The sequence below is a fragment of the Thermosynechococcus sp. FA-CM-4201 genome, assembly GCF_054689355.1.
Map to the genome: position 1 here is coordinate 822,257 of NZ_CP079920.1, position 21,144 is coordinate 843,400.

The 21,144-nt window shown below is 53.9% G+C and carries 19 protein-coding genes; 2 read left to right on the forward strand and 17 right to left on the reverse strand.

Annotated elements, in window-relative coordinates; translation table 11 throughout:
- Window position 1: 1 nt before the first annotated feature.
- The 13 genes from cobU to cutA form a co-directional block, all read right to left on the reverse strand.
- The gene (cobU, locus tag KV190_RS04020) at window positions 2-568 is read right to left on the reverse strand and encodes a bifunctional adenosylcobinamide kinase/adenosylcobinamide-phosphate guanylyltransferase (protein ID WP_460194697.1); all 567 of its coding nucleotides are present in this window, start codon (window positions 566-568) and stop codon (window positions 2-4) included.
- Between the two features lie 16 nt (window positions 569-584).
- Complete coding sequence (locus KV190_RS04025; RefSeq protein ID WP_460194698.1) at window positions 585-1,436, reverse strand: ABC transporter permease; 852 nt, start codon at window positions 1,434-1,436, stop codon at window positions 585-587.
- Window positions 1,437-1,440: 4 nt separating this feature from the next.
- Complete coding sequence (argF, locus tag KV190_RS04030) at window positions 1,441-2,355, reverse strand: ornithine carbamoyltransferase (protein WP_460194699.1); 915 nt, start codon at window positions 2,353-2,355, stop codon at window positions 1,441-1,443.
- Between the two features lie 135 nt (window positions 2,356-2,490).
- Window positions 2,491-3,126: a glycerol-3-phosphate 1-O-acyltransferase PlsY gene (gene plsY, locus KV190_RS04035; RefSeq protein WP_460194700.1), complete on the reverse strand. Its 636-nt coding sequence runs from the start codon at window positions 3,124-3,126 to the stop codon at window positions 2,491-2,493.
- 24 nt (window positions 3,127-3,150) lie between these two features.
- On the reverse strand, window positions 3,151-4,119 hold the full coding sequence (locus KV190_RS04040) for a DUF3086 domain-containing protein (protein WP_460194701.1): 969 nt from the start codon (window positions 4,117-4,119) through the stop codon (window positions 3,151-3,153).
- Window positions 4,109-4,513, reverse strand: coding sequence for a DUF3119 family protein (locus tag KV190_RS04045; protein ID WP_460194702.1), 405 nt, complete (start codon window positions 4,511-4,513; stop codon window positions 4,109-4,111). The genes KV190_RS04040 and KV190_RS04045 overlap by 11 nt, the downstream gene beginning before the upstream one ends.
- Before the next feature lie 4 nt (window positions 4,514-4,517).
- Window positions 4,518-5,807, reverse strand: a complete 1,290-nt coding sequence (locus KV190_RS04050; RefSeq protein WP_460194703.1) for a hypothetical protein — start codon at window positions 5,805-5,807, stop codon at window positions 4,518-4,520.
- Between the two features lie 69 nt (window positions 5,808-5,876).
- Window positions 5,877-6,581, reverse strand: coding sequence for a biotin--[acetyl-CoA-carboxylase] ligase (locus KV190_RS04055; RefSeq protein WP_460194704.1), 705 nt, complete (start codon window positions 6,579-6,581; stop codon window positions 5,877-5,879).
- A gap of 9 nt (window positions 6,582-6,590) precedes the next feature.
- On the reverse strand, window positions 6,591-8,117 hold the full coding sequence (locus KV190_RS04060) for an NYN domain-containing protein (protein ID WP_460194705.1): 1,527 nt from the start codon (window positions 8,115-8,117) through the stop codon (window positions 6,591-6,593).
- Between the two features lie 75 nt (window positions 8,118-8,192).
- On the reverse strand, window positions 8,193-9,662 hold the full coding sequence (locus tag KV190_RS04065) for a glycosyl hydrolase family 57 (RefSeq protein ID WP_460194706.1): 1,470 nt from the start codon (window positions 9,660-9,662) through the stop codon (window positions 8,193-8,195).
- Between the two features lie 3 nt (window positions 9,663-9,665).
- The gene (locus KV190_RS04070) at window positions 9,666-10,847 is read right to left on the reverse strand and encodes an ABC transporter permease (protein ID WP_460194707.1); all 1,182 of its coding nucleotides are present in this window, start codon (window positions 10,845-10,847) and stop codon (window positions 9,666-9,668) included.
- A gap of 76 nt (window positions 10,848-10,923) precedes the next feature.
- Entirely contained in the window at window positions 10,924-12,090 is a 1,167-nt protein-coding gene (locus KV190_RS04075) for a DarT ssDNA thymidine ADP-ribosyltransferase family protein (protein ID WP_460194708.1), read from the reverse strand.
- Window positions 12,091-12,092: 2 nt separating this feature from the next.
- Window positions 12,093-12,401, reverse strand: a complete 309-nt coding sequence (cutA, locus tag KV190_RS04080) for a divalent-cation tolerance protein CutA (RefSeq protein WP_460195218.1) — start codon at window positions 12,399-12,401, stop codon at window positions 12,093-12,095.
- 101 nt (window positions 12,402-12,502) lie between these two features.
- Here cutA and KV190_RS04085 point away from each other — a divergent pair, with 101 nt between their 5' ends.
- The gene (locus tag KV190_RS04085) at window positions 12,503-13,603 is read left to right on the forward strand and encodes a beta-ketoacyl-ACP synthase (RefSeq protein ID WP_460194709.1); all 1,101 of its coding nucleotides are present in this window, start codon (window positions 12,503-12,505) and stop codon (window positions 13,601-13,603) included.
- Here the strand turns inward: KV190_RS04085 and dxs are convergent.
- From dxs to KV190_RS04100, 3 genes are all read right to left on the reverse strand, one after another.
- Window positions 13,600-15,513, reverse strand: coding sequence for a 1-deoxy-D-xylulose-5-phosphate synthase (dxs, locus tag KV190_RS04090; protein WP_460194710.1), 1,914 nt, complete (start codon window positions 15,511-15,513; stop codon window positions 13,600-13,602). The two genes, KV190_RS04085 and dxs, sit on opposite strands and share 4 nt — an antisense overlap.
- Window positions 15,514-15,617: 104 nt before the next feature.
- Window positions 15,618-16,196 (reverse strand): hypothetical protein, encoded by a 579-nt coding sequence (locus KV190_RS04095; RefSeq protein WP_460194711.1) that lies wholly within the window; start codon window positions 16,194-16,196, stop codon window positions 15,618-15,620.
- A gap of 77 nt (window positions 16,197-16,273) precedes the next feature.
- Window positions 16,274-16,789 carry a cofactor assembly of complex C subunit B gene (locus KV190_RS04100; RefSeq protein ID WP_460194712.1) on the reverse strand — a complete coding sequence of 172 codons (516 nt, stop codon included), beginning with the start codon at window positions 16,787-16,789 and terminating at the stop codon, window positions 16,274-16,276.
- 142 nt (window positions 16,790-16,931) lie between these two features.
- Here KV190_RS04100 and KV190_RS04105 point away from each other — a divergent pair, with 142 nt between their 5' ends.
- Window positions 16,932-18,350 (forward strand): sugar transferase, encoded by a 1,419-nt coding sequence (locus KV190_RS04105; RefSeq protein WP_460194713.1) that lies wholly within the window; start codon window positions 16,932-16,934, stop codon window positions 18,348-18,350.
- On the opposite strand, the gene KV190_RS04110 is transcribed toward KV190_RS04105, so the two are convergent.
- A complete protein-coding gene (locus tag KV190_RS04110; protein ID WP_460194714.1) occupies window positions 18,303-20,831 on the reverse strand; it encodes an EAL domain-containing protein in 2,529 nt (842 codons plus the stop codon). The two genes, KV190_RS04105 and KV190_RS04110, sit on opposite strands and share 48 nt — an antisense overlap.
- Window positions 20,832-21,144 lie beyond the last annotated feature (313 nt).

The following is a 21,144-nucleotide window of genomic DNA, read 5'->3' on the forward strand; positions in this document are numbered from 1 at the left end:
GCTATCCTTGCGAGTCCAATTTATCCCTAACATGTCTGAGACAGATACCCCATTGGTGCAGCGGCAGTGCAAAGCCAGTTGTGACAAGATACACTTCCGCCATCAACGGACTCAATTGCTGACACAGTTCCCCTAGGCGATCGCGAAAACAGCGACCACTGGCATAGGCAGGAACGACTCCCCAGCCCACCTCTTCAGCCACAAAAATCAGTTGAGCGGCACACCCTTGCACACTCGCTAGGAATTCAGTAACGGTTTCTTGCCATTGATCTTGAGATTGATCTAGGCAATTGGCCACCCATGTTCCCAAGGAATCGACAAGGGCGCAATGATCAGGCGGCAGCTCACGCAGCAGGGCAGCCAGTTCGAGGGGGCACTCCCGTAACTCCCACTCAGGGGGGCGGCGAGCACGGTGCTGGTCAATCCGTTGCAACCATTCTGTATCCTCTGGGGGGGCGATCGCCGTCGCAATATAAATCACCGGTTGTTCGCTTTGGGCGGCAAAGGCTTCTGCCCATTCACTCTTGCCGCTGCGACTCGGACCGGTCACCAAGACATGATCAGGCATGATGAGACACTGTTGGCTAACTCAACTGTCGGGGATCAAGACGTTCTCCCAAGCCCTCACCAAGGAGCGACAGACCCACGACCAGCAGGGTCATGGCCAGTCCCGGAAAGAGCGTCGTCCACCAGATGCCCACCGACAACCCATCCAAGGCCTGTCGCAGATCCTGCCCCCATTCTGGTACCTGCGGCGGCAACCCTAAGCCCAAGAACCCCAATCCGGCCAAGGTCAGGATGGCATCGGCGGCATTGAGCGTAAAGAGCACGGGAATACTGGGAAGCACATTCACCAAAAGATAGCGTTGCAGAATGCGAGGGGTAGAGGCACCAAGGGCGCGGGCAGCTTCGATAAAGACCTCATTTTTCAGGCTCACCGTGTGGTTGCGCACAACCCGATAGTACTGGGGAATATAGGCGACACTAAGGGCGATCGCCGCATTGAGCACCCCCTTGCCGACCACAAAGGCCACCGTTACCGCCAGTAGTAGCCCCGGCAACGTGTAAATCGTATCCATAAAAAAGAGCAACCCGCGATCGAGCCAGCCCCCGCGGTAGCCACTCAACAATCCCAAGGGCACCCCCACCAGCAAGCTCAAAACCGTTGCCACCAAGACCACCTGCAAGGCCGCTTGGGCACCAAAGATCGTGCGGGAAAAGACATCATAGCCCAAGCGATTCGTACCAAACCAGTGCTGCGGTGAAGGCGGCGCGTGAATCGGAAAGTCAAGAAATTCTTGGGGATTGGCAATCCAACCGAGGGCTTGGCCAAGGGGAGCAAGAACCGCCAGCAGCAGAAAAGCTCCACAGATGACCGCTCCCACCAGCAATAACCGATCTGAGAGGCTGAATTTCTGCCAACGGTGGTAGAGCATCACCCTATCCCAAGAGACTGGCAAGCAAAGCCTTCTGGGCATGGAGACGATTTTCCGCCTGCTCCCAAACGCGAGACTGCGGCCCTTCAAGGACACTGGCCGTAATTTCCTCATCGCGGTGAGCCGGCAAGCAATGGAGAACGATCGCCCGTGGATCCGCAAGGGCTAGGAGTTGATCATTAATTTGGTAGGGCTGAAAAATGGGCTGGCGATCGCCTGCTTCTGCTTCCTGTCCCATACTCGCCCAGACATCCGTGTAAAGTGCATGGGCACCCTTAGCCGCTGCCTGCGGATCCGTGAGAACAGTCACTTCACTCTTGCCGCCACTCAATGCCTTGGCTTGCGCCACAATATCGGGCAAAGGCGCAAACTGCGGTGGAGAAGCCACACGAATATTCACCCCCAAGAGGGCACAGCCCAGGAGTAAAGAATGCGCCACATTATTGCCATCGCCAATGTAGCAGAGGGTCAGTCCCGCCAACGTGCCAAAGGATTCTCGTAGCGTCAGCAGATCCGCCAAAATCTGACAGGGATGCTCGCGATCGGTGAGGGCATTAATCACGGGTATCCGTGCATAGTCAGCAAACAGTTGCACTTCCGCCTGACCATAGGTACGAATTGCCACCGCATCCAAATAGCGATCCAATACCCGTGCTGTATCGGGCAACGGTTCACCGCGCCCCACCTGTGTGGATTGGGGATTTAGATCAATAACTTGGCCACCCAGTTGGTACATCGCCACCGTAAAGCTGACACGGGTACGGGTGGAAGCCTTCTGAAACAGCAGCCCCAAGACCTTGGGACACTGGGGAGCCACCTTGCCGATTTTCATCTGTGCTGCTAAATCCAGCAGATACTCCGCCTCTGCCCGTGAAAGGTCAGCGATGCTCAGCAAATCACGACCCCGCAGTGTTTCCATCACAAATCTCCCCACCAAAACTGGTATCCACTCATCGTAGCAACCTCAGAGGCCTTGCAAATGTACAAAGACAACCGTTTTCTCAAATGTGGGGAGCAAACTCCGAACCTGTCCAAACGTGACCTTCTCAGCGGTCTATCCTTCCGAGGCGCCCAAACGTGGTTCTGTCCCTGCAAGCAGGCGCTGAATATTACTCTGGTGTCGCCAAATCACAAAAGCCCCTGCAATCACGCTAAAGCCGATAAACGGCCACGACTGCGTAAAGAACCAAAACCAGAAGGGCAAAGAGATAGCAGCAGTGATTGAACTCAGGGAGACAATGCGGCTGGCGGCCAAGACCACGAGAAACACCCCAAAGGTGGCCAAAGCCGTGGGGGCATTGAGGGCAAGGAGCACCCCTAAACTCGTGGCAACGGATTTGCCGCCGCGCCAGCCCAACCAAATCGGCTTACTGTGAGCGAGAACCGCAATGAAGGCGATCGCCAGCAGCACAAATTCCAACCAATTGGCGGGTACTGTACTCCAAGATTGCCCCAAGACCCAACGTGCCAAAAGAACTGCCCCTAGTCCCTTGCCCACATCGACTAAAAACGTCACCAGTCCGGGGCCTTTGCCCACCACCCGCAGCACATTGGTCGCCCCCGTTGAACCAGAGCCATGCTCACGAATATCAATACCCCGCAGTGCTTTCCCCAAGAGGTAGCCCGTGGGAATCGAGCCAAGCAGGTAACTCATGAGCGCCAGTAGTCCAAGGATCAATGCAGTGGTCACGGGAGCCTCCAAGGGTGACTGAAACTACTCAAAGAAATCAGAACTACGGCTAGGACGCAACTGGGGTTCAGGGGCAAAGCCCAAGAGCAAGGGATATTGCAGCAGGGAAAGGCTGACTTGGGGTTGGGAATCATCTATGAGAATTAGAGGGATGTAGTCCTCCTGCTCGAGGCGATCGGCCCGAAAGGCCAAAGCATCCGCAGATTCAAAGAGGGCCACTCCCTGATCGGGGCCAAAATCTTGACGGTTAATCCCTAAGCAGTCCTGCAATCCGCGTCGCCAGTCCCCCAGCCGCTCAGGGGAATCAGCCAAAACCAAAACCCGCAACATATCGCCATAGAAGTCCCGTAGGATCGAAATGATTGCCGAGGCAACAAGGATATTTTGCAACCGACTGGGGAGCGATCGCAGGGCACCCCGTCCCCCGAGATCAAAGAACCAACTTTCTACTCGCTCAGCATGAACTTGCTCAAACGTGCGTCGCAACTGCCAAGGGGGGCCATAGTAGTTGGGGCTACTCCGATATTGCTCTAGCAAACGGCGAATCCGATCCGCTTCCTCCTGAAATCCCTCATCAAGAACTAACTTGGGGGGCGTTGTCGCTGTTTCTGCTGGGGCAGGGGCAGTTTCCGCTACAGCGGGCGGCGGGGGCAGCAATTCCATTTCCTCGACGGTGGCCGCCAACTCCTGCATACTCTTGACGAGAAACTCCTTGAACCCCTGCACTCGAATCGCGAGTTCTTGGGAGGCACCCACAAAATTGCGGCGTAGCTCCTGTTCAATGCGTTCCTTGCGCCGTTCTAGTTGCTCAATGGTGAGTTGCAGACTTTGTTGCCGCTCTTCAAGGGACTTGAGGCGATCGTGAACGAGACGATGAAACTCAGCATCAAGGGCTTGAATTTCAGCTTTGAGGGCATCCCGCTGAGCTTTCAGGGCAGTCAATTCCTCTGGGGTAGGTTCAGAGGCATCAGTCACCGTAGGGTCATCCGTCATTGCGAACCTTGGAAATAAAGGCTGTGCGTGGGCAGCGTTCTTGGAGGCATTGTACTAAAGTTTTGGCGTCAAACAGAATCGGCAGAAAGTGGATATTCTTGACCTCCCGAAAATAAAAGAGGACAGGAAATGCTGGCCAAAAGACCTCCCAGTGCTGCCATTGTTGATAGGGAAAGTGGCGAATCTGTTGGCTGCCGCGATAGACATCGAGAGCGGTTGCGGTAAACTCCAAGCGCAGCGTCGCCGCCTGCACCGCCAAAAATATCGCAAAGAGCGAAAGGGGCAAGCCCAACCACCAGCGCAGCCACCATAGGGGCAGACTCAACAGCAGTACGCCTAAAGGGACGGCAAATGAGGGTTGAAGGCGAACAGTGGCTAAGGAGGTTCCTTGCATGGTTTTACTCCTGAGGGGGCGTCGGTTCTTCTAATTGTGGCAAATCCTCTGGAGTGGCAGCAGTCTCGGGTTCAGTGACCTCAGGTGTAGTAGCCGCTGGGGTGGGTTCATCCACAGAAGGAGAGGGTTTGATTCGCGGGCTAACGAGGACAGAACGAGTGGGGCTTTCTGCTTTCTTGAAGGGATTCAGACGCTGCCAGAAGGGTTTTTGCGGTGCCGGTGTCTCTGTTTCTGCTTCAACCTTCACTGTCGGTTCTGGGGTTGACTCTGGGGCAACGGCTGGTTCCTCTACGGGTTCAGGGGTGGGTGACGCTTCCTCGACTTCTTCTGCGGGTGGTGTTGGTGCAGATTCCTGAGCAACGGGAGCTGCGGGTTCCTCAACAACAGGGCTTGGCTCTGGCGTGGGTTCGGGAGGCAGGTTGCTGGGTAGATCCGGACTGAGGCTGCTTTGGAGATTTTTTGCCGCCAGTTCTCCCCGCAGCAGGCGCGAGAGGACATCCTTGCCATTGGGTTGATAGGTCACGAGGCGGGTAATGGGATTGTAGGGAGAGGGGATACGCTGACCATTGCCATCAAGAAGTTCGAGCCGCACCCAGTTATCCCCCGGCTGGAGTCCGGTGAGATAGTAGGCCTGCCAGCGATCGACCGTGAAGGATTGACCATTGATCGTGCAGCGCACCTGCCACACCTTCTCATTGTTTAATTCCTGATCCAACGGCAGGTTGCTGAGATAAAAATCAAGGAGCACTGGTTCAGCGCCATAGGTACCGCTGGGCTGATTGTAGGTGAGCAGGGGAAGACTGGCAGATCGAGTGTCCTCATCTGCGGTGTAGAGATGAAAGGCGGTTTGAGCATAGGCAAGGGGATTTTTCAGGCTTTCACCCCACGGATACACGACAAAAGCACGCAGAAGGTGCGTTCCCGGCTCAAGGTTCGTAAATTCAATGGGGGTGCTCAGGTCATAGACACTGCGGCTGGGCAGATCATCGAGCACCACCTCCACATGGGGGCCTAACCCTGTGCGCTGATCCTGAAACAGGCGTAGCCCTTGGACACTTAGCTTGACGGTGACGTTGCGGCTTTGGAGGGTTTGGTTGGCTTCGGGGGTGAGAATTTTCAGCCGAGGTTCATAGCGATCGAACCAATCCTTCATATCCTCAATGGCCACAGGAGCCGCCACCTCTGCCAGTGAGCCACTGGATTTTGCCGCTGCGATGTCCCCCACTGACCACAGGAGAACGATGCTGAGAACGAAAGCGATCGCCCGTTGCCAACAGACCTGCCAACCCTTCATGCACACCTCAGATGGTTGTAGTACCAAGGACAATTTTCGCAGACGGGCTGCCCACTTCCGCAATCAATTCTAGAGGGTGTAGATGACATGGCCACTGCTAAATTCCCGCACTTCGCCATTGCTGAGGCGCACCTGCAATGTCCCGCGATCGCTAATTCCCACACCGATGCCCTGCCACCTTTGTGCTCCTTGAACAAGAGTGAGCGATCGCCCCCGCAGAAAATCTCGCTCCGCAGCTACCCCCGCCCCCTGTGCCCGTTGCCAGCACCAAAGGAGTTCAGCACGAATGGCCGCCAAGAGTTCCAAGTCTGTGGGGACCGCTTCACAAGGATCAAGAAGCCGATGAAGACTCATGGCTTGGGGAATGCCCATCGCCTCAACATCAACACAGCGGTTAAGTCCCACCCCCACCACCAGCCAAGGGGAACGGCTTTCACAGAGAATTCCCGCCAGTTTCTTGCCCTGAGCCATCACATCATTCGGCCACTTCAATTGCAGATGGCGTTCTACCGCTGGCCGCAGCCCACTCAACGCCCGCATCACTGCTATCCCGGCTTGGACACTGGGAGCAACGATCGCCGGTGACTGCGGCAGGATAAAAGAGGCCGTCAACACTCCCTTTGGGGACTGCCAAGTACGGTTGTACTGACCTCGCCCCCGTGTTTGTGCCTGAGTGTAGATAACTTGACCACCATAGAGCTGATCGGCGTAGTGCAATGCCCATGTATTCGTGCTCTCACAGGTCTCTAACCACACCAACCAAGGAAAATCCATGGCGATCGCCTACTTGGGTACTGAAACAGATGGCTCAATGAGTGCCCGCAACAGTTCTGGTTTCGGATGTGCCCCTACCCGTTCAAAAAACACCTGAAGGGTCTGATCTAGCCACTGCGCCAGTGCTGCATAGCCTTCGGGGAGTGTTGTGATTTTCGCAGCGACAAAATAGCGATCGCCCGTGTGGGGAGCCGGCACGAGAATATTCGCCGCTTGGCAGTTATTCAACGCAATTTCAGTTTGACTGCGACTAAGCTCCGTTGGCGCGGTTTTCTCAATCATGGTGGCCAGTTCTTCTAGAGTCGCAGCGCAATCGCGATGATCAAGGAGCCATGCCAAAGTATGAGCCAAGGCTGTCGGTTGAGCGATCGCCACCCGTTCGTGACTGAGCAAAGCGCGATAGGTTGCCAGACTATGGAGGGGACGCTTTTCAAAATTGGCCATCACCACAGCACTGGGGGGAAGATGCTCCCGTAGACCAAGACGCAGTTGATTGGCACTGCCCTGACGATGAAAGACGCAGAAGATCGTGTTTTTGCAGACGTAGCGCAAGTATTCCGAGAACTTGACCATCCCCAATAGCAAAATGTCAAAGTTGGGCAGCAGGGCTTGCACCGCCCCTTGGACTTTACTAATGGGTAGCCCTTCCTCGCGCAGGAGTTTACCGCACTCTGGATCACGGCGGTACCAATCGAGAATCTCCCGCGTTTTGGCGATCGCCCCCTCAGCATGGCGAGCCAAGCTGACACTCAAATCCGCACACAAACGACGATTATCGGGATCTAAGGGAATGGCGGAGGGTGGGATGCTCGGGGGCGGAGTTTCAATGGGGGGAGCGGGACTGGCCACAGGTGGGCGGGGTTTTACGGTTGGATCAGGGATGTGGACAAAGGCATCACAAATGGCCTGAAAGCTCTTGCCAGCCGCATCTTCGTAGGCGCAGCCAATGACTGTTTTGCCGTACTGCCGTAACTTCTTGGCAAGGGAGCCAAAGCCACCATCGCCGGAGACAATCACAAACGTATCAAAGCGGTCATCCTGAAAAATCAAATCCACCACATCAATGGCCAACTGAATATCAGCAGCATTTTTGCGATTTTCGTAGGAAAAACCAAAGACCTGTACAGGCTCAATGCCCAATTGGTGCATTTCCCGGCGCAGTGACCCAAGGCGAGCATCACTCCAGTTGGCATAGGCACGTTGCAGCAGCACCCGCTCGATGGGGTAGGCTTGGCGAATATGGGCTTGGATGGCCGCGAGGGAAATTTTGGCCACATCTGCGGCTTTGATGTTGTAGCCTTTGATCAGGTTTTCAATGTCGTAGAAAATAGCGGTACGACGTGGGCCATTCCCAGAAGTTGGGGTTTCAAGGTGTTGCAGTCTTTCCTCTAAACGTTGGAGGAGGTCTTCGATCTGGGGGGTTAGGGAAGGACGTTGACGATCTTGCACCCAAGTGCCCACCAATGCCCCCACAGAACTGACCGCCACCACAGGAAGCGGTTCACGGGTAAGGGTGACGGCGAGGGAACCCGCCACAATCGCTCCTAAAGGAGGTATGCACCAGTTCTGCCATGCCATAACTTATTTTACGAATTCTTGGCAAACTCCCTCTCAAACGCGGGTTTCTTGCAACAGTGCCATCCCGCGATCGCAAATCGTTTTTGCATAGTCTGTCCAGCGGCCACTCCCCCAATAGCGAAAACAACTGGTTTGTGATGTCAGCACATAGAGGAGCGCTTCGCGGTAGGCAGGGCTTTGGGTCACTTGCGGATCAGCCGCCACCAAAGGATCATAGATGCGGTGAAACTCGGCACTCAAGCGTTCCATCGGTTGCAGAACGGTCTCATAGCCCTTGACCCAACTGAGGTGATTCGTCCAAGAGGCACCTTCCATGGAGAAGCGGGGATTGGTTTGCTCGAGGTGGGCGATCGCTGCCGCAACCCTTTCTGGCGTCATCGGGCTATCCCCTAAGGTCTGCCAGAGTAGATGTTGGTGCACCGCCTGACAGCGAGGAAATTGATCGCTAGTCACCCCCTGAGCCGCCAAGAGGGCAAGGTACTCACTGCCATTGAGACCCACCACCCCCGCCTGCGGATTCGCTTTTATCTCATGCCACACCGGCATAAAATCGCGGGGATATTCATTCATCATCACACCGCCGTTTTCACCATCGGCAATTTGACTCACACAGGGGGGACCGAGGGGAGCCTGCCAGTGAGTGGCCAGATGCTTAGCTTCGTGATAAGGCTGCATTTGCGCCACAAGTTTCGTATCCGAGCCTTGGGTTTTAATCAGCACCGTTATTTCCGCCACCTCTCCTTGGGAGTTGCGAGCCACAAGGACATTCGGTACATACTTGGCAGCGTAGGGTAGCGGCGCCCCATCCAACTGTTCGACACTGTGCTCCTGTACCAACAACCAACTGTATCCACAGCGTTTGAGGCAGGTCACCAAGGTAAAGAGCGTATCCGGATGGTTGGGCAAATGCATTTCTGGCAGTGAAAAGCCCTGTACCCGTTGCAGCGCCTCAACCCCAAAGAGGGCCACAAATTGATGCTGCCAAGCGCGAATATGCAACTCAATGTCAGCGATTGGAGTGGAGGGAATCACCGCATGTCCCCAGCAGGTGCCCAGCCATTCCACATAGGGAGCATAGGCATCGACGGTAATCCGCCGTAGGGCGTCCAGTACCTCCTCCTGTCCCATCTGCTCCAGACCCCAGAGGAGGTTGCCGGAGTAATCGAGCATAATCCGAGGTTGACAGCCCTCAGCCACCAACTGGGGAATCCAGTCTCCCATGCGCCGATAACACCAGAGAAATTGGGTCGCGTTGTGATTGTCCCCCTCATGGGGATGCATCAGCATATACTGCAAGTGACTGATGAGGCTGCCGCCCTCCCCCGCTGGAATGGTCGGCTGGTGCATATGGAGGGCACAGGCAAAGGCCGCGCGAATAGAGGAGAGCATTTGGGGGGGCAAGGGGGGGCAACGGGGCACTTCACTCAACGCCTGTTCCCAACCACTGAGGACAGGTTCTCCTTGAGGCGGACAGGTTGACCAAGGGAGGGTAGGGCGGGGCATGATTCAAGCTCGAAAAACTTGGGCGGGATCAAGACGCATCACTTTTTGAATCGCCAATAGGGAAGCACTGACACACATGGCCACGGTGGCACTAAAAACCGCTAGGGCGAGTTGGGGAGTAATAATAATTTGGATGGCACGGGCTTGCATCGTCCACATCCCCAGTCCCCAGCACAGGCCTAAACCGGGCAGATAACCCAGTACTGCCATCCACAGGGCTTGCTCAATAATAATGCGATACAAGTACCAGTCAGAAGCCCCCATTGCTTTGAGGGTGCCATACTCCTGTAGGCGATCGCTCACCGAGGAATAGAGAATCTGACTAACAATCACGACCCCTACAACCATGCCCACCCCTGCTCCCAGCCCCAAAATAAACCCCACACTGGTACTGGCCAACCAATAGCGCCGCGTCATTTCAGTCAGGGCGGCACGACTGAGCACTTGATAGTTGGGAAAGGCTGTCCGCAATCGCTCCTGTACCTTTGCTAAATCCTCTCCCGGCTTGGCTTTCACCATGACATAGGTGATGCGAGTACTGGGGGACACCAACGGCAGAAATTCGGGCACCGGCTCACTGGTATCAAACCGAGGGAAGTTCAAGTATAGGTTCGCCGTTTCCAACGAGGTAAAGACATAGGGGCTAGAGACAATGGATTTGACACCGCGCGTCCAGCCAATGACCGTCGCTGGGTAGTTATTCACGCGACCTTGCTCCCCTAGAGCCGTGAGGGAAAGGGCATTGAGGTCAATGCGATCCACAATGACACGGTAGGGTTCCTCTAGCTCCGTCAGGGCTGCACCAGCCACTGTCGTCAAAGGCAGCAAGGTTCCTGTCGGTTCAATACCCACCACTTGTACTGGATCGATCGCCTCTGTCTCTGAACGCCGCCACATCGCTGATTGGGTCAGGAGTGGTTCTGCGGCCGCAACCCCTTCCACTGCTTGGGCATCGAGGACAACTTGATACTCAATGGGCAATGTCAGGCCAAAATAACGCAGCTCGTTGGAGGCAATCCAGAAATCCGCTTGGCTTTTGTTCACCAAGAGAGTGGCGGAGCGACCAAACCCCTCAAGCAGTCCCGTTTGAATGGTAACGAGACTGACAGCAAACGTGATGCCCAGTTGCGCAACGAGAAAGCGACTAAAGTCTTCTAAAAGATTTTTGCGAGCAAGGGAGACCATTTCTCCATCTTAAGTTTTAGAGGAAGCGGTGTCTAGGCGTTTTCAAGCAGTTGGAGCAAAGAGGTTCGCGATGACCTTAAGAAGCCAACAAGAAATCCTTGGTTAAAAACTCGACTGGCACCTCTTGTTCTTGGGGCAAGTAAATGGCAACCTGAATCTGCATTTGGCAAAGATAACGACACATCAGTGGCCCGATTTCTTTCCAGTCTAGCCCGCCGAGACCACAGCCAAGGGCTGGCACAGCAAGAGATTGTATTCCTTCCGTTTGATAGTTCTCCACTAACCACTGCAAACCTTGCTCAATCCCTGTGATATCAGAAGATTGTTTCCAGTGAGTTTTAGTCGGAAAGAGTAAAAACCATTTGTTGGCATTTAAGTTGGGTAAGCTCAAAGGCTCATCAGCAAGATCACTGTCCAAGGAGGCTTCACGCTTATACAAATAGGGTTTACCCATTGTGAGTTGCTTTTTCTTGCAGACATCTTGATAAACAACATACATATCGGGAAATTGGTATTTCGCCCGCGACGCCAATCCCTTACCCATCACACCAACGGTATTGACACTGATTGTTAAGGTTTGCATTTGGGAGAAGAACATATCTCCATCTACCCAAGATAGATGGCTGGTAATTGCAGCACGTCGTCGAGGCTGGAAAAACATGTGGGGTTCAACCACGACTGCAACGGAATTCAACTGTCCTCGAATGCGTTCAGCACTCTCTTGACTGACAACATAGACAGAATGAATTTCAGTGGGGGGAACTGCTTCTGGAATGAGACATTCTGCCATGATTTTCCGTTTTGTACCGTCTTCAGTTTTCCACCAGTCATTATTGAGAATGCTCCAATAATCGCGATTGATGACTTGCAATCCAGTTTTAACATCGACTAGCTCAGTCAGGGAGTGAGCTGCATTCCCTAAAGCAATCAATGCTCCCTCAGTGTCTAGGACACGGGGTTTAATTCCTAAGATGACGACGTTATGTTTATTGGTTTCACTCAAGACTTTATAGAGCATCGGATTGCGGGCTTGAAAATAGAGGTTGGCATACTCCCATAGGCTCCGCCCCTTCGGCGTGAGGCGTTGCTGCCGCCGCGCAACAATTTCTGCGTTATAAATCGGTGTGGGGGAAAGACGACGCTCTATAACTTGTTGGTGGGAAAGAATGCCATGTTGGAAGATAGAGGGTAGGTTGTTGATATGGGTAATGTAATACAAACTTTTGATCTTGGGTTCCGACATTCTTAACCTCTAGATGGCTTTTGAGTTTGCTCTTGCACCCAATTCAAATAGGCAGGAGAACCAGCAATGATGGGTAGGGCAATGATCTCTGGGACTTCATAACTGTGCAATGCCAGCAGGCGATCGCGCACCTGCTCAAATAAAGCGATGCGAGTTTTAATGAGCAATTGCCATTCTGGATCGCGATGTACGGTTCCTTGCCAGCGGTATATTGATTGAATGGGCAGAATCTGCACACAGGCGGCGAGGTGCTCAGCCACGAGTTGTTCGGCCAAGGAGAGTGCTTCAGCTTCTGTGGCCGTGGTAACCATCACCACACAATACTCCGTTGCCGCTTCCAAGCTTGCTGTCCTCGCGTCACGATTTTGATTACGTTTTGATTACGTCGATCATAACTTGAATCAATTGTGCAGTGAATGTTGTTATTACTGGGATTGGGCTGTGGACAGCGCTTGGGGACACCGCGATCGCCACATGGCAGCGCTACTGTCAAGGAAAAACGGCACTCATCGCCACGCCTGAAGGACTGGTGGGTGCAATCACCTTGCCGATTGAGAAAATTATTGCAACGACGACGACTCAAGCGCTCAACGATGCAAAATTAACGGCTCCCCTAGGCGGTGCTGGAGTGGTGGTTGGCTCCAGTCGGGGCTTCCAAGCTCAGTGGGAAACGTGGTTGCGGCAGCCTTCCCTATCGCGAGAAACATGGTTACAAACCTTGCCAGCAACTGTCTCGCAGCAGGTGGCGCAAATTGCGGGCATTCAGGGGATAGTGCTCAACCCCACAGCGGCCTGTGCCACGGGAATGTGGGCGATCGCCCAAGGGGCACTGTTGATTGAGCAGGGTTATTGTGATCTGGTGTTGGCTGGGGGCGCTGAATCCGCTGTCTCCCCCTTGACCTTGGCAGGGTTTCGGCAGTTGGGGGTGTTGGCTCAGGCACGCGCGGCTCCCTTCGATCGCCAGCGGCAGGGATTTGGCTTAGCTGCCGGCGGTGCCATTGTCGTCCTAGAATCCGAGGCACGGGCGCGATCGCGAGGTATTGACCCCTATGCCCGAATTGCTGGGGTGGGTCTCAGTGCCGATGCCGAGCATATGGCTGCTCCCAGTGTCAACCAAACCGGTGCTCTCCTAGCTATCCAAAAGGCCTTGGCTCAGGCGGGGCTAACACCGCACCAGATCGACTGTATCCATAGTCACGGTACGGGCACACAGCGTAATGATGCCGCCGAAGCCACTTGGATTCAAACCCTTTTTGGTCAAGGGGTTGCGGTCACGAGTCACAAAGGTGCCCTTGGGCATACCCTAGGTGCTGCTGGCGCGATCGCGATCGCCCTGTCCTGTTTGTCATTGCGGGCACAGGAGATTCCCCCCTGTGTTGGCTGTGAGACTCCCGCCTTTGACCTCGACATTGTCCAACACAGCCGCACTGCCTCTTTAGGGCACATTCTCTGCTGTAGCTACGGCTTTGGTGGTCAGAATGCCGTGATCACTCTGGCACGTCCCTATCCCTAGGAGGCAGTCACCACCGTTGGTTGAGCAACCCCAAACTTTTGCATGATCGTTTTAGCCATTTGTGGGGGTGTGAGTCCTAAGTCCGCTTTTGATTCATCGGGACTAGCGTGCTCAACCAAGATATCCGGTACCCCCAAACGCAGCACAGGCACCAGAATATCCGCCTCTTGGAGTGCCTCGAGTACCGCCGAGCCAAAGCCGCCCATCAGGCAGCCTTCTTCTAAGGTGACCACGCGGCCAATTTGTTTCGCCAAAGGCAGAATCAACTCACTATCTAGCGGTTTGGCAAAGCGGGCATTGATCACTGCAGCACTCATGCCGTGTTCCTTGAGGATTTCCGCCACTTGCATCGCTGGATAGACCATTGAGCCGTAGGCCACCAAGAGAATATCTTCACCGGGGCGCAGGAGTTCCCCTTTGCCGATTTCGAGGGGTTCCCAGCCTTCCTCCATGAGGGCGACACCATAGCCATTGCCGCGGGGATAGCGCAGGGCGATCGGTCCATCGGTGTAGTTGATGCCCGTTACAATCATTCGTTGCAGTTCGGCCTCATCCTTGGGTGCCATCAGCACCATATTCGGTAAGCAGCGCAAATAGGCAATGTCGTACATCCCTTGGTGGGTGGGGCCATCAGCACCGACAATCCCCGCCCGATCCATGCAGAAGAAGACGGGTAGTTTTTGGATGCAGACATCGTGCACAATTTGGTCGTAGGCGCGCTGCAAGAAGGTGGAGTAAATCGCCGCTACGGGGCGCATTCCTTGGGTGGCCATACCAGCGGCCATCGTTACGGCGTGCTGCTCGGCAATCCCGACATCAATGTATTGGTTGGGCACCCGTTTTTGGAGAATATCTAGCCCTGTACCCGTGGCCATCGCCGCTGTAATGCCAACAATGCGCGGGTCGTTTTCCGCTAATTTGGTCAGGGTTTCGCCAAAAACTTTGGAGTAGCTGGGGGGCTTGGGTTTACTGGAGGGCTTGGCCTTACCAGTGACGAGATCAAAGGGGTTTTGCGCATGGTAGCCCACTTGATCCTTCTCGGCGATCGCGTAGCCTTTGCCCTTAACCGTTGCCACGTGAACCAAGACAGGACCGGGAATCGTATGGGCATGTTGGAATGTGGTAATGAGTTCTTCCAAATTGTGGCCATCCACCGGGCCAACGTAAGTAAAGCCCAATTCCTCAAAGACGGCGCCTACCTTAGGAACTGCAAGGCGTTTCATCCCCTCCTTGATGCGCTGCATCTCTGGGGTGAGGTTTTCACCAAAGAAGGGGATATGTTTGAACTGCTCTTCGAGGTTATCAGTAATAAATTGCACCTGCGGCGAGAGGCGGATTTTATTCAGATAGCGGGGAATCGCGCCCACATTGGGGGAAATGGACATCTCATTGTCGTTGAGCACCACCATTAGGTTGGTGTGGGGCAAGTGGCCGGCATGGTTAATCGCTTCTAGCGCCATCCCCCCAGTTAGGGCACCATCGCCAATAATGGCCACGACTTTGAACTTCTCTCCCTTGAGATCGCGGGCGATCGCCATCCCCAAGGCTGCCGAAATACTGGTGGAGGCATGACCGGCACCAAAGTGATCAAAGGGACTTTCGCGGAGGTTGAGATAGCCAGCAATTCCTCCTTTTTGCCGCAGGGTATGGAAGTTGTTGTAGCGACCCGTCAACATTTTGTGGGGGTAGGCTTGGTGCCCCACATCCCAAATCACGCGATCTTTGTCTAAGTCAAGGGTTTGGTACAGTGCGAGGGTGAGTTCGACAACCCCCAACCCTGGCCCAAGGTGTCCTCCCGTGGCCGCCACCGTTTCCAAATGTTTGTCGCGGATTTGGGCGGCAATTTGACTCAATTGGGCAATGGACAACCCATGCAACTGGTTAGGATGGGTGAGTTCACTTAAGTGCATAGAAACCCGACCTCGCAAGATACCTAGGAGCGATAGCCTACCGCTGACCACAGAAAAACTATCTGTTGACTGATTCTAGCAAAGTCCCCCGCCGAAGTTGGGCATTATTTCGCCCCTAGACGCGGTGAAAAGCCGCAATAATCCCGAAACAGTTGATCATAAATTTCTAACGCTGTTTCATAGAGTTCACTCAATTCACGAATTTCTTCCGTGGATTCATTGGTGTAATTTTCCACCAACCAAATCACCCATTGGTAAAATCGCTCCCGCCCCCATTGTTGCCAATAGTTGGCGAGAATTCCCCGCGCAAGGTCAGTTCCCAACCGTTTGGGGTAACCGTGGCTTGTGGCCAAGTCTTGGAGATCCCCTAGGAAGCGTTCGGTCATCGCACTGAGGTGACTCAGGGACATCTGAGCACATTGACAAGCCCGCTCAAAGGCGGCATTGGTCTCTAGGGAACTGGGCTTGACCGTTTCAGCCATCAAGCGACCATGACTATCTACCTCACGCTCGATAGCGCAGTAAGGAACTTTAGTGAGGGGATAGCCTTTACAGGCGAGATACACCCGAAAGTTTTTCTCTAAACGATCCACTTCCTCGGGACTGAGGTGGATGTCGAGTTCCAGCAGGAGTTGACCAAAGGTACGCTGATCAGTGGTGGTGGTGGTTTGGGAGTAGGTCATCGCGAAGTCCCTCACAGGTCGTCAAAAGATTATCCTGTGACGTTTTCTCCGTTATGCACTTCACCTGAGAACGCGCCCTACTGACCTTCCAACACCGTGTCCTCGAAAGTCATTAGTTCATCGCGGTGTCCCTCTAGGGTGACTTGGGTACCGATCGCATGGGGCTGCAAAGAGAGTTTGACGGTTTCGAGCCGCTGGGCACCTCGCCAGTAGAACCAAGGGGCAATGGGGGTCAGACCAATGAGGCCAAAGGCCAAGATGCCGCGATCAGGAAAGAGGACGGTCAACACAAGGGCGATCGCTGTAGCGCCAGAGACGGCAAGGCCAAAAAGCAATGCGGCCAAAAAGGGACTCGCGGCAACATGTCCCTGAAACGTCACTTCACTACCATCAGCACTGACGGTATGCAGGCGGTAGCCCCGCTGCTGAAAATACTGCTTGAGGCGGGGAGCAAGTTCAGCAATGGGCTGGGCAATGAGCCATTCTTTGGTTTCAATGCGTTCTTTGGTGGAGGCACGAATAAAAAACACAAATCCGACGGCCAAGAGGCTCGTGAGTAGGAGAGTGGAAGGATAAATTAAATCGCTGGACATGTTGAGGGGGTCTGAACGGATGCACTTGCTACCCTCATTGTCGAGGATTTATTGGGGTCTGCAAAGAGATATTGCACGGCGATCGCCCTTTGGGGTTCTGCGGAATACTAAACCCTAGCGATAGTGATTTTGCTGCTCCAAGATGCGGTTTCACACGTCTCCGCGCGATATTCGGGCACCCCGCTGCCGTCGGATGTGGTTACGCTCAGAAACGGCCTTTGCCCTGCTGCTGTTGACCAGTGACCTCGTGGGGTTGGTGTTGGCTTGGAAGTTGGGCTTACAACTCAATCGCTTCTATGCGCCGTTGCCCCCTGATTTGGCAGCGTGGTACTGGCTGGGATTGCCCAGTGTCTTTTGGCTCTTTGCCACTGGTCTGTTGTTTTTGATTGCTGTGAGTGGGCTGTATCACCCGCGCGGCCATTGGAAAAATTATCTGCGCCTTGCTAAGGTACTGAGCTTGGGCTATTTGTTGGCACTGGCGATCGCCTACTTCTATGATCCCAAGGTAGATTTACCTCGCTCACTGTTTTTTAGTGCTTGGGGTCTGAGTGTAGTCTTCGCCGTGATCTTGCGCTTGGCCGTGAGTCTGGCGTTCAAAATTTGCACCCTACGGCAACCGATTCGCGCTTTTCTAGTGGCACCTCCGGAGCGGCAGGAACATCTCAGCAACCTCCTAGAGCAACGCTCGAACTATAAGATTGTCGGCAGGGCGATCGCGACCATGGCCAATGAACCGGAAACCTTGACCAAGATTCTCAACTGTCAAGCCCAAGAGGTGATTGTAGAAGGCCTCCCCCCAGCCCATCTCGCTTCAGCACTCTATTGGCAATTGCGCCAACATGGCGTTGCCCTACGGTTGATCCCCTCCAGCTTGGAAATGCTTTACCGACGGGGCACCCCGGAAATTGTGGCGGCTTTGCCCACCCTGCGGGTAGATATGACGTATCTCAATGGTTGGGAGTATCGGCTGAAGCGCTATTTGGACGTGATTTTGGCACTCTTTGGCATCGTGGTGCTGGCCCCGCTCTTTATTGTGGTGGCGATCGCCATCAAACTCACCTCTCCGGGGCCTGTCTTTTTCCGCCAAGAGCGGGTAGGACTCCACGGCCAAGTCTTTCAGATGTGGAAATTTCGCACCATGCGAGCCGATGCCCCGCAACTCCAAGCGCAGTTGGAAGCACAAAATGAATCCGCCGATGGCATTCTCTTCAAGGTGAAAAACGACCCCCGCCGCACGCGCCTCGGCAGTTTCCTACGCAAGACCAGCATTGATGAACTGCCGCAACTGTTTAATGTCCTTTGGGGAGACATGAGCTTAGTGGGGCCGCGTCCGCTCCCCCTGCGGGATGTTGCCCGTTTTCATTCTTGGCACCATATTCGCCATCAGGTGATGCCGGGGATTACCGGACTGTGGCAAATTTCTGGCCGCTCTCAAATTGACAATTTTGATGAAGCCGCCCGCCTTGACCTTTACTACATCGATAACTGGTCTCTGAATCTGGATTTGGAAATTCTAGTGGAGACCGTGCGCATTGTGCTCTTTGGGAGTGGGGCGTATTAAGTGCGGTAACGATTGGCTGGCAAATAATTGTTCCACCTGTTGAGCCGAGAGGGGACGGGCAAAGAAATAACCTTGGCCATAGTTACAGCCGAGGGCTTGGAGCACACGATATTGTTGACGGGTTTCGATGCCCTCCGCCACGACCTTTAGCCGCAAAGAATGCGCCAGCATGAGAATCGTGTGCACAATTGTTGCCGAAGATTCCTCACTATTGAGGGCGGAAATAAACGTGCGATCAATTTTTAGTGTGTCAATGGGAAAGCGGTGTAAATAACTCAGGGAAGAATACCCCGTACCAAAATCGTCCATATACAGGCCAATGCCCATGGCACGAATTTCCTCAAGGGTGGCGATCGCGACCTCCTTGTTGTCAATCAGAATCCCCTCCGTCACCTCAAGGCGCAGTCGCTCAGCGGGAAATTCTGTTTCTGACAAAATTGATCTTAAGTTGAGCAGCAGATCCGCTTGCTGGAAATGACGACCGCTGAGATTGACACTAATGCTTAAACCGCGACTGCGGGGAAACACCTTTGACCAGCGTTGCATTTGCCGACAGGCCTCCGCCATCACCCACCAACTAATGGGTAGAATCAGACCCGTTTCTTCAGCCACACTCATGAACTCACCGGGGGAGACGATTCCCCGTTCGGGATGTTGCCAGCGCAGCAGCGTTTCAAAGCCGACAATATTGAGCGTTGATAGATCGACAATTGGTTGATAGTACACCAAAAATTCATCGCGCTCTGCTGCCCGGCGCAGATCCGTTTCAATTTGCATCAGGGCAATGCTCTGGGCACGCATTGTCATACTAAAGACTTCATAGCGAGCTTTACCCAAGGATTTGGCGCGGTACATGGCGGTATCCGCATCCCGCAATAAGTCCTCAGCCGTTTTGCTTTCCTCGCTGGGGAAGGCAATGCCAATACTGGCACTGGTAAAGACTTCATGCCCCTCAAGGAGAAAAGGACGGCTCAAGGCCACCAACACTCGTTCTGCCACTTCGATCGCTTGGGCGGGAGTCGTTAACTCCTCCAAGAGAATGGCAAATTCATCCCCCCCAAGGCGGGCGATCGTGTCCTCAGCGCGGGTACAGGCGGTCAGTCGCTGGCCAATGCCAATCAGGAGTTGATCCCCAGCTAAGTGCCCCAAGCTATCGTTGATCACCTTAAAGCGATCCACATCCAAAAACAGCACCGCAAAGAGGGAGTGGGGACGCCGCACGCGACGGGTAATGGCTTGACTGAGGCGATCCATAAAGAGCACCCGGTTGGGTAGCCCCGTCATTGCATCGTGGAGTGCATCGTGGAGAATTTGCTCCTGAATTAGGTGGTACTCCGTGACATCGGTCATCGAGCCGGCCATGCGATAGGGCTGCCCCTCTTCATTGCGCAGGGCTTTGCCCCGCGATCGCATCCAGCGGTAGCTGCCATCGGCGTGTTTAATGCGAAATTCACACTCAAAGTGGGGACGGGTACCGAGGAGATGTTCCTTCATGCTCTGGCGCAACCGCTCTAGGTCATCGGGGTGGACACGCCGCCACCATTCTTCGATGGTGGGTTGTAGGGTACCGGGGGTTTCGCCAATGAGTAGTTCCCAGCGGGGGGAATAATACATCGAGCGATCGCTAATGTGCCAATCCCAAAGGCCATCATTGGCACCCTCAGCCGCAAGGGCATAGCGTTCTTCACTAATGCGCAGGGCGAGTTCGGAACGTTTGCGCTCAGTAATATCGGTAATGTAGCAGCGAATTAATTGGCTCTCCCGCAGCAGATGGATTGTCACTTCGTAGGTGCGATCGCCAACGTTGATTTCCTCAACGGAAAATCGCTTTTCCTGCAACGACCAGCTTTGGAGGCGCGATAGCAGCGGATGTTGCACATCTGGTTCCCCGAGATCGGGAAATTCCTGAATCGCCGCTGGATTGAGGTAGGTGAGTTGCCCATTGGGAGCCAGTTCAATAATTGGATAGGGGCTTAGCTCTGGAAAAGAAGATAGTCGTAGCAGTTGCAGTTCCGTCAACTCGGACATCTGACTGCCGATGAAGGCGCCGCCAAAGGAAGCCACATCCTGATCTGAAATACTTGAGGCCTGTAGGGCACGGGTGTAGCGGTTGAACCCTGAATCAGAGATATTGGCGATCGCGTGGTAGCGGGCACGCACATCACCCCCAAAGACAATCAAATCCTTATGCTGGAGAATGTGGGATTGACAGGGCTTGCCATTGACCGTCAGACCATTGACACTGCGCTTCCCTTGCAAATCGCCATCAATCAGGCGAAAGAAAAAGTTACTACTGTTGGGATCCAACACCCGTAGCAAGACAGCATGCTGGCGGGAAATCATTGGCGACTTGAGAACAATCGTATTACTGGGATGTCGCCCAATCGTATAGGTGCTGGCTTCCAAGGGAATGGTACGCCGACCCTCTTGATCCTCAATAACGAGAAGATGGCGCCACTTCTTCGGCGGATCAGACTTCACATTAATCGCCTCGGCAAATTGTCATGAGGGAACGGTTTTCACTAGCAACTCCCCAATCAAACGGGTATTGATGAAGAGACTCATTTGCTATTCTAGGGGGTAAGATTTTATCCTGTTTACAGAAAATTTACTGGGTTGCAGTACAGTCTTTATCCTGACAATACTTAGAATAAGTTAAGCATTCCTTAATAGTGTAATGTAATTTTCATTGGTGACAGTCTTTTTCACATCAATGGAACACACTTAAAACCGTGAAAACTGCTCTGGGAGAGGATGACATCCCCCTGACATATCCCATCATTTAGAAAAGGGT

What these genes read in the sequence shown, in the direction of transcription:
- KV190_RS04095 (WP_460194711.1), bottom strand. Translation starts at nt 16,196, where the DNA reads ATGACCTACTCCCAAACCACCACCACCACTGATCAGCGTACCTTTGGT.
- argF (WP_460194699.1), bottom strand. Translation starts at nt 2,355, where the DNA reads ATGGAAACACTGCGGGGTCGTGATTTGCTGAGCATCGCTGACCTTTCA.
- cobU (WP_460194697.1), bottom strand. Translation starts at nt 568, where the DNA reads ATGCCTGATCATGTCTTGGTGACCGGTCCGAGTCGCAGCGGCAAGAGT.
- KV190_RS04040 (WP_460194701.1), bottom strand. Translation starts at nt 4,119, where the DNA reads ATGACGGATGACCCTACGGTGACTGATGCCTCTGAACCTACCCCAGAG.
- KV190_RS04105 (WP_460194713.1), top strand. Translation starts at nt 16,932, where the DNA reads ATGCGGTTTCACACGTCTCCGCGCGATATTCGGGCACCCCGCTGCCGT.
- KV190_RS04100 (WP_460194712.1), bottom strand. Translation starts at nt 16,789, where the DNA reads ATGTCCAGCGATTTAATTTATCCTTCCACTCTCCTACTCACGAGCCTC.
- dxs (WP_460194710.1), bottom strand. Translation starts at nt 15,513, where the DNA reads ATGCACTTAAGTGAACTCACCCATCCTAACCAGTTGCATGGGTTGTCC.
- KV190_RS04045 (WP_460194702.1), bottom strand. Translation starts at nt 4,513, where the DNA reads ATGCAAGGAACCTCCTTAGCCACTGTTCGCCTTCAACCCTCATTTGCC.
- KV190_RS04075 (WP_460194708.1), bottom strand. Translation starts at nt 12,090, where the DNA reads ATGTCGGAACCCAAGATCAAAAGTTTGTATTACATTACCCATATCAAC.
- KV190_RS04065 (WP_460194706.1), bottom strand. Translation starts at nt 9,662, where the DNA reads ATGCCCCGCCCTACCCTCCCTTGGTCAACCTGTCCGCCTCAAGGAGAA.
- cutA (WP_460195218.1), bottom strand. Translation starts at nt 12,401, where the DNA reads ATGGTTACCACGGCCACAGAAGCTGAAGCACTCTCCTTGGCCGAACAA.
- KV190_RS04070 (WP_460194707.1), bottom strand. Translation starts at nt 10,847, where the DNA reads ATGGTCTCCCTTGCTCGCAAAAATCTTTTAGAAGACTTTAGTCGCTTT.
- KV190_RS04025 (WP_460194698.1), bottom strand. Translation starts at nt 1,436, where the DNA reads ATGCTCTACCACCGTTGGCAGAAATTCAGCCTCTCAGATCGGTTATTG.
- KV190_RS04055 (WP_460194704.1), bottom strand. Translation starts at nt 6,581, where the DNA reads ATGGATTTTCCTTGGTTGGTGTGGTTAGAGACCTGTGAGAGCACGAAT.
- KV190_RS04050 (WP_460194703.1), bottom strand. Translation starts at nt 5,807, where the DNA reads ATGAAGGGTTGGCAGGTCTGTTGGCAACGGGCGATCGCTTTCGTTCTC.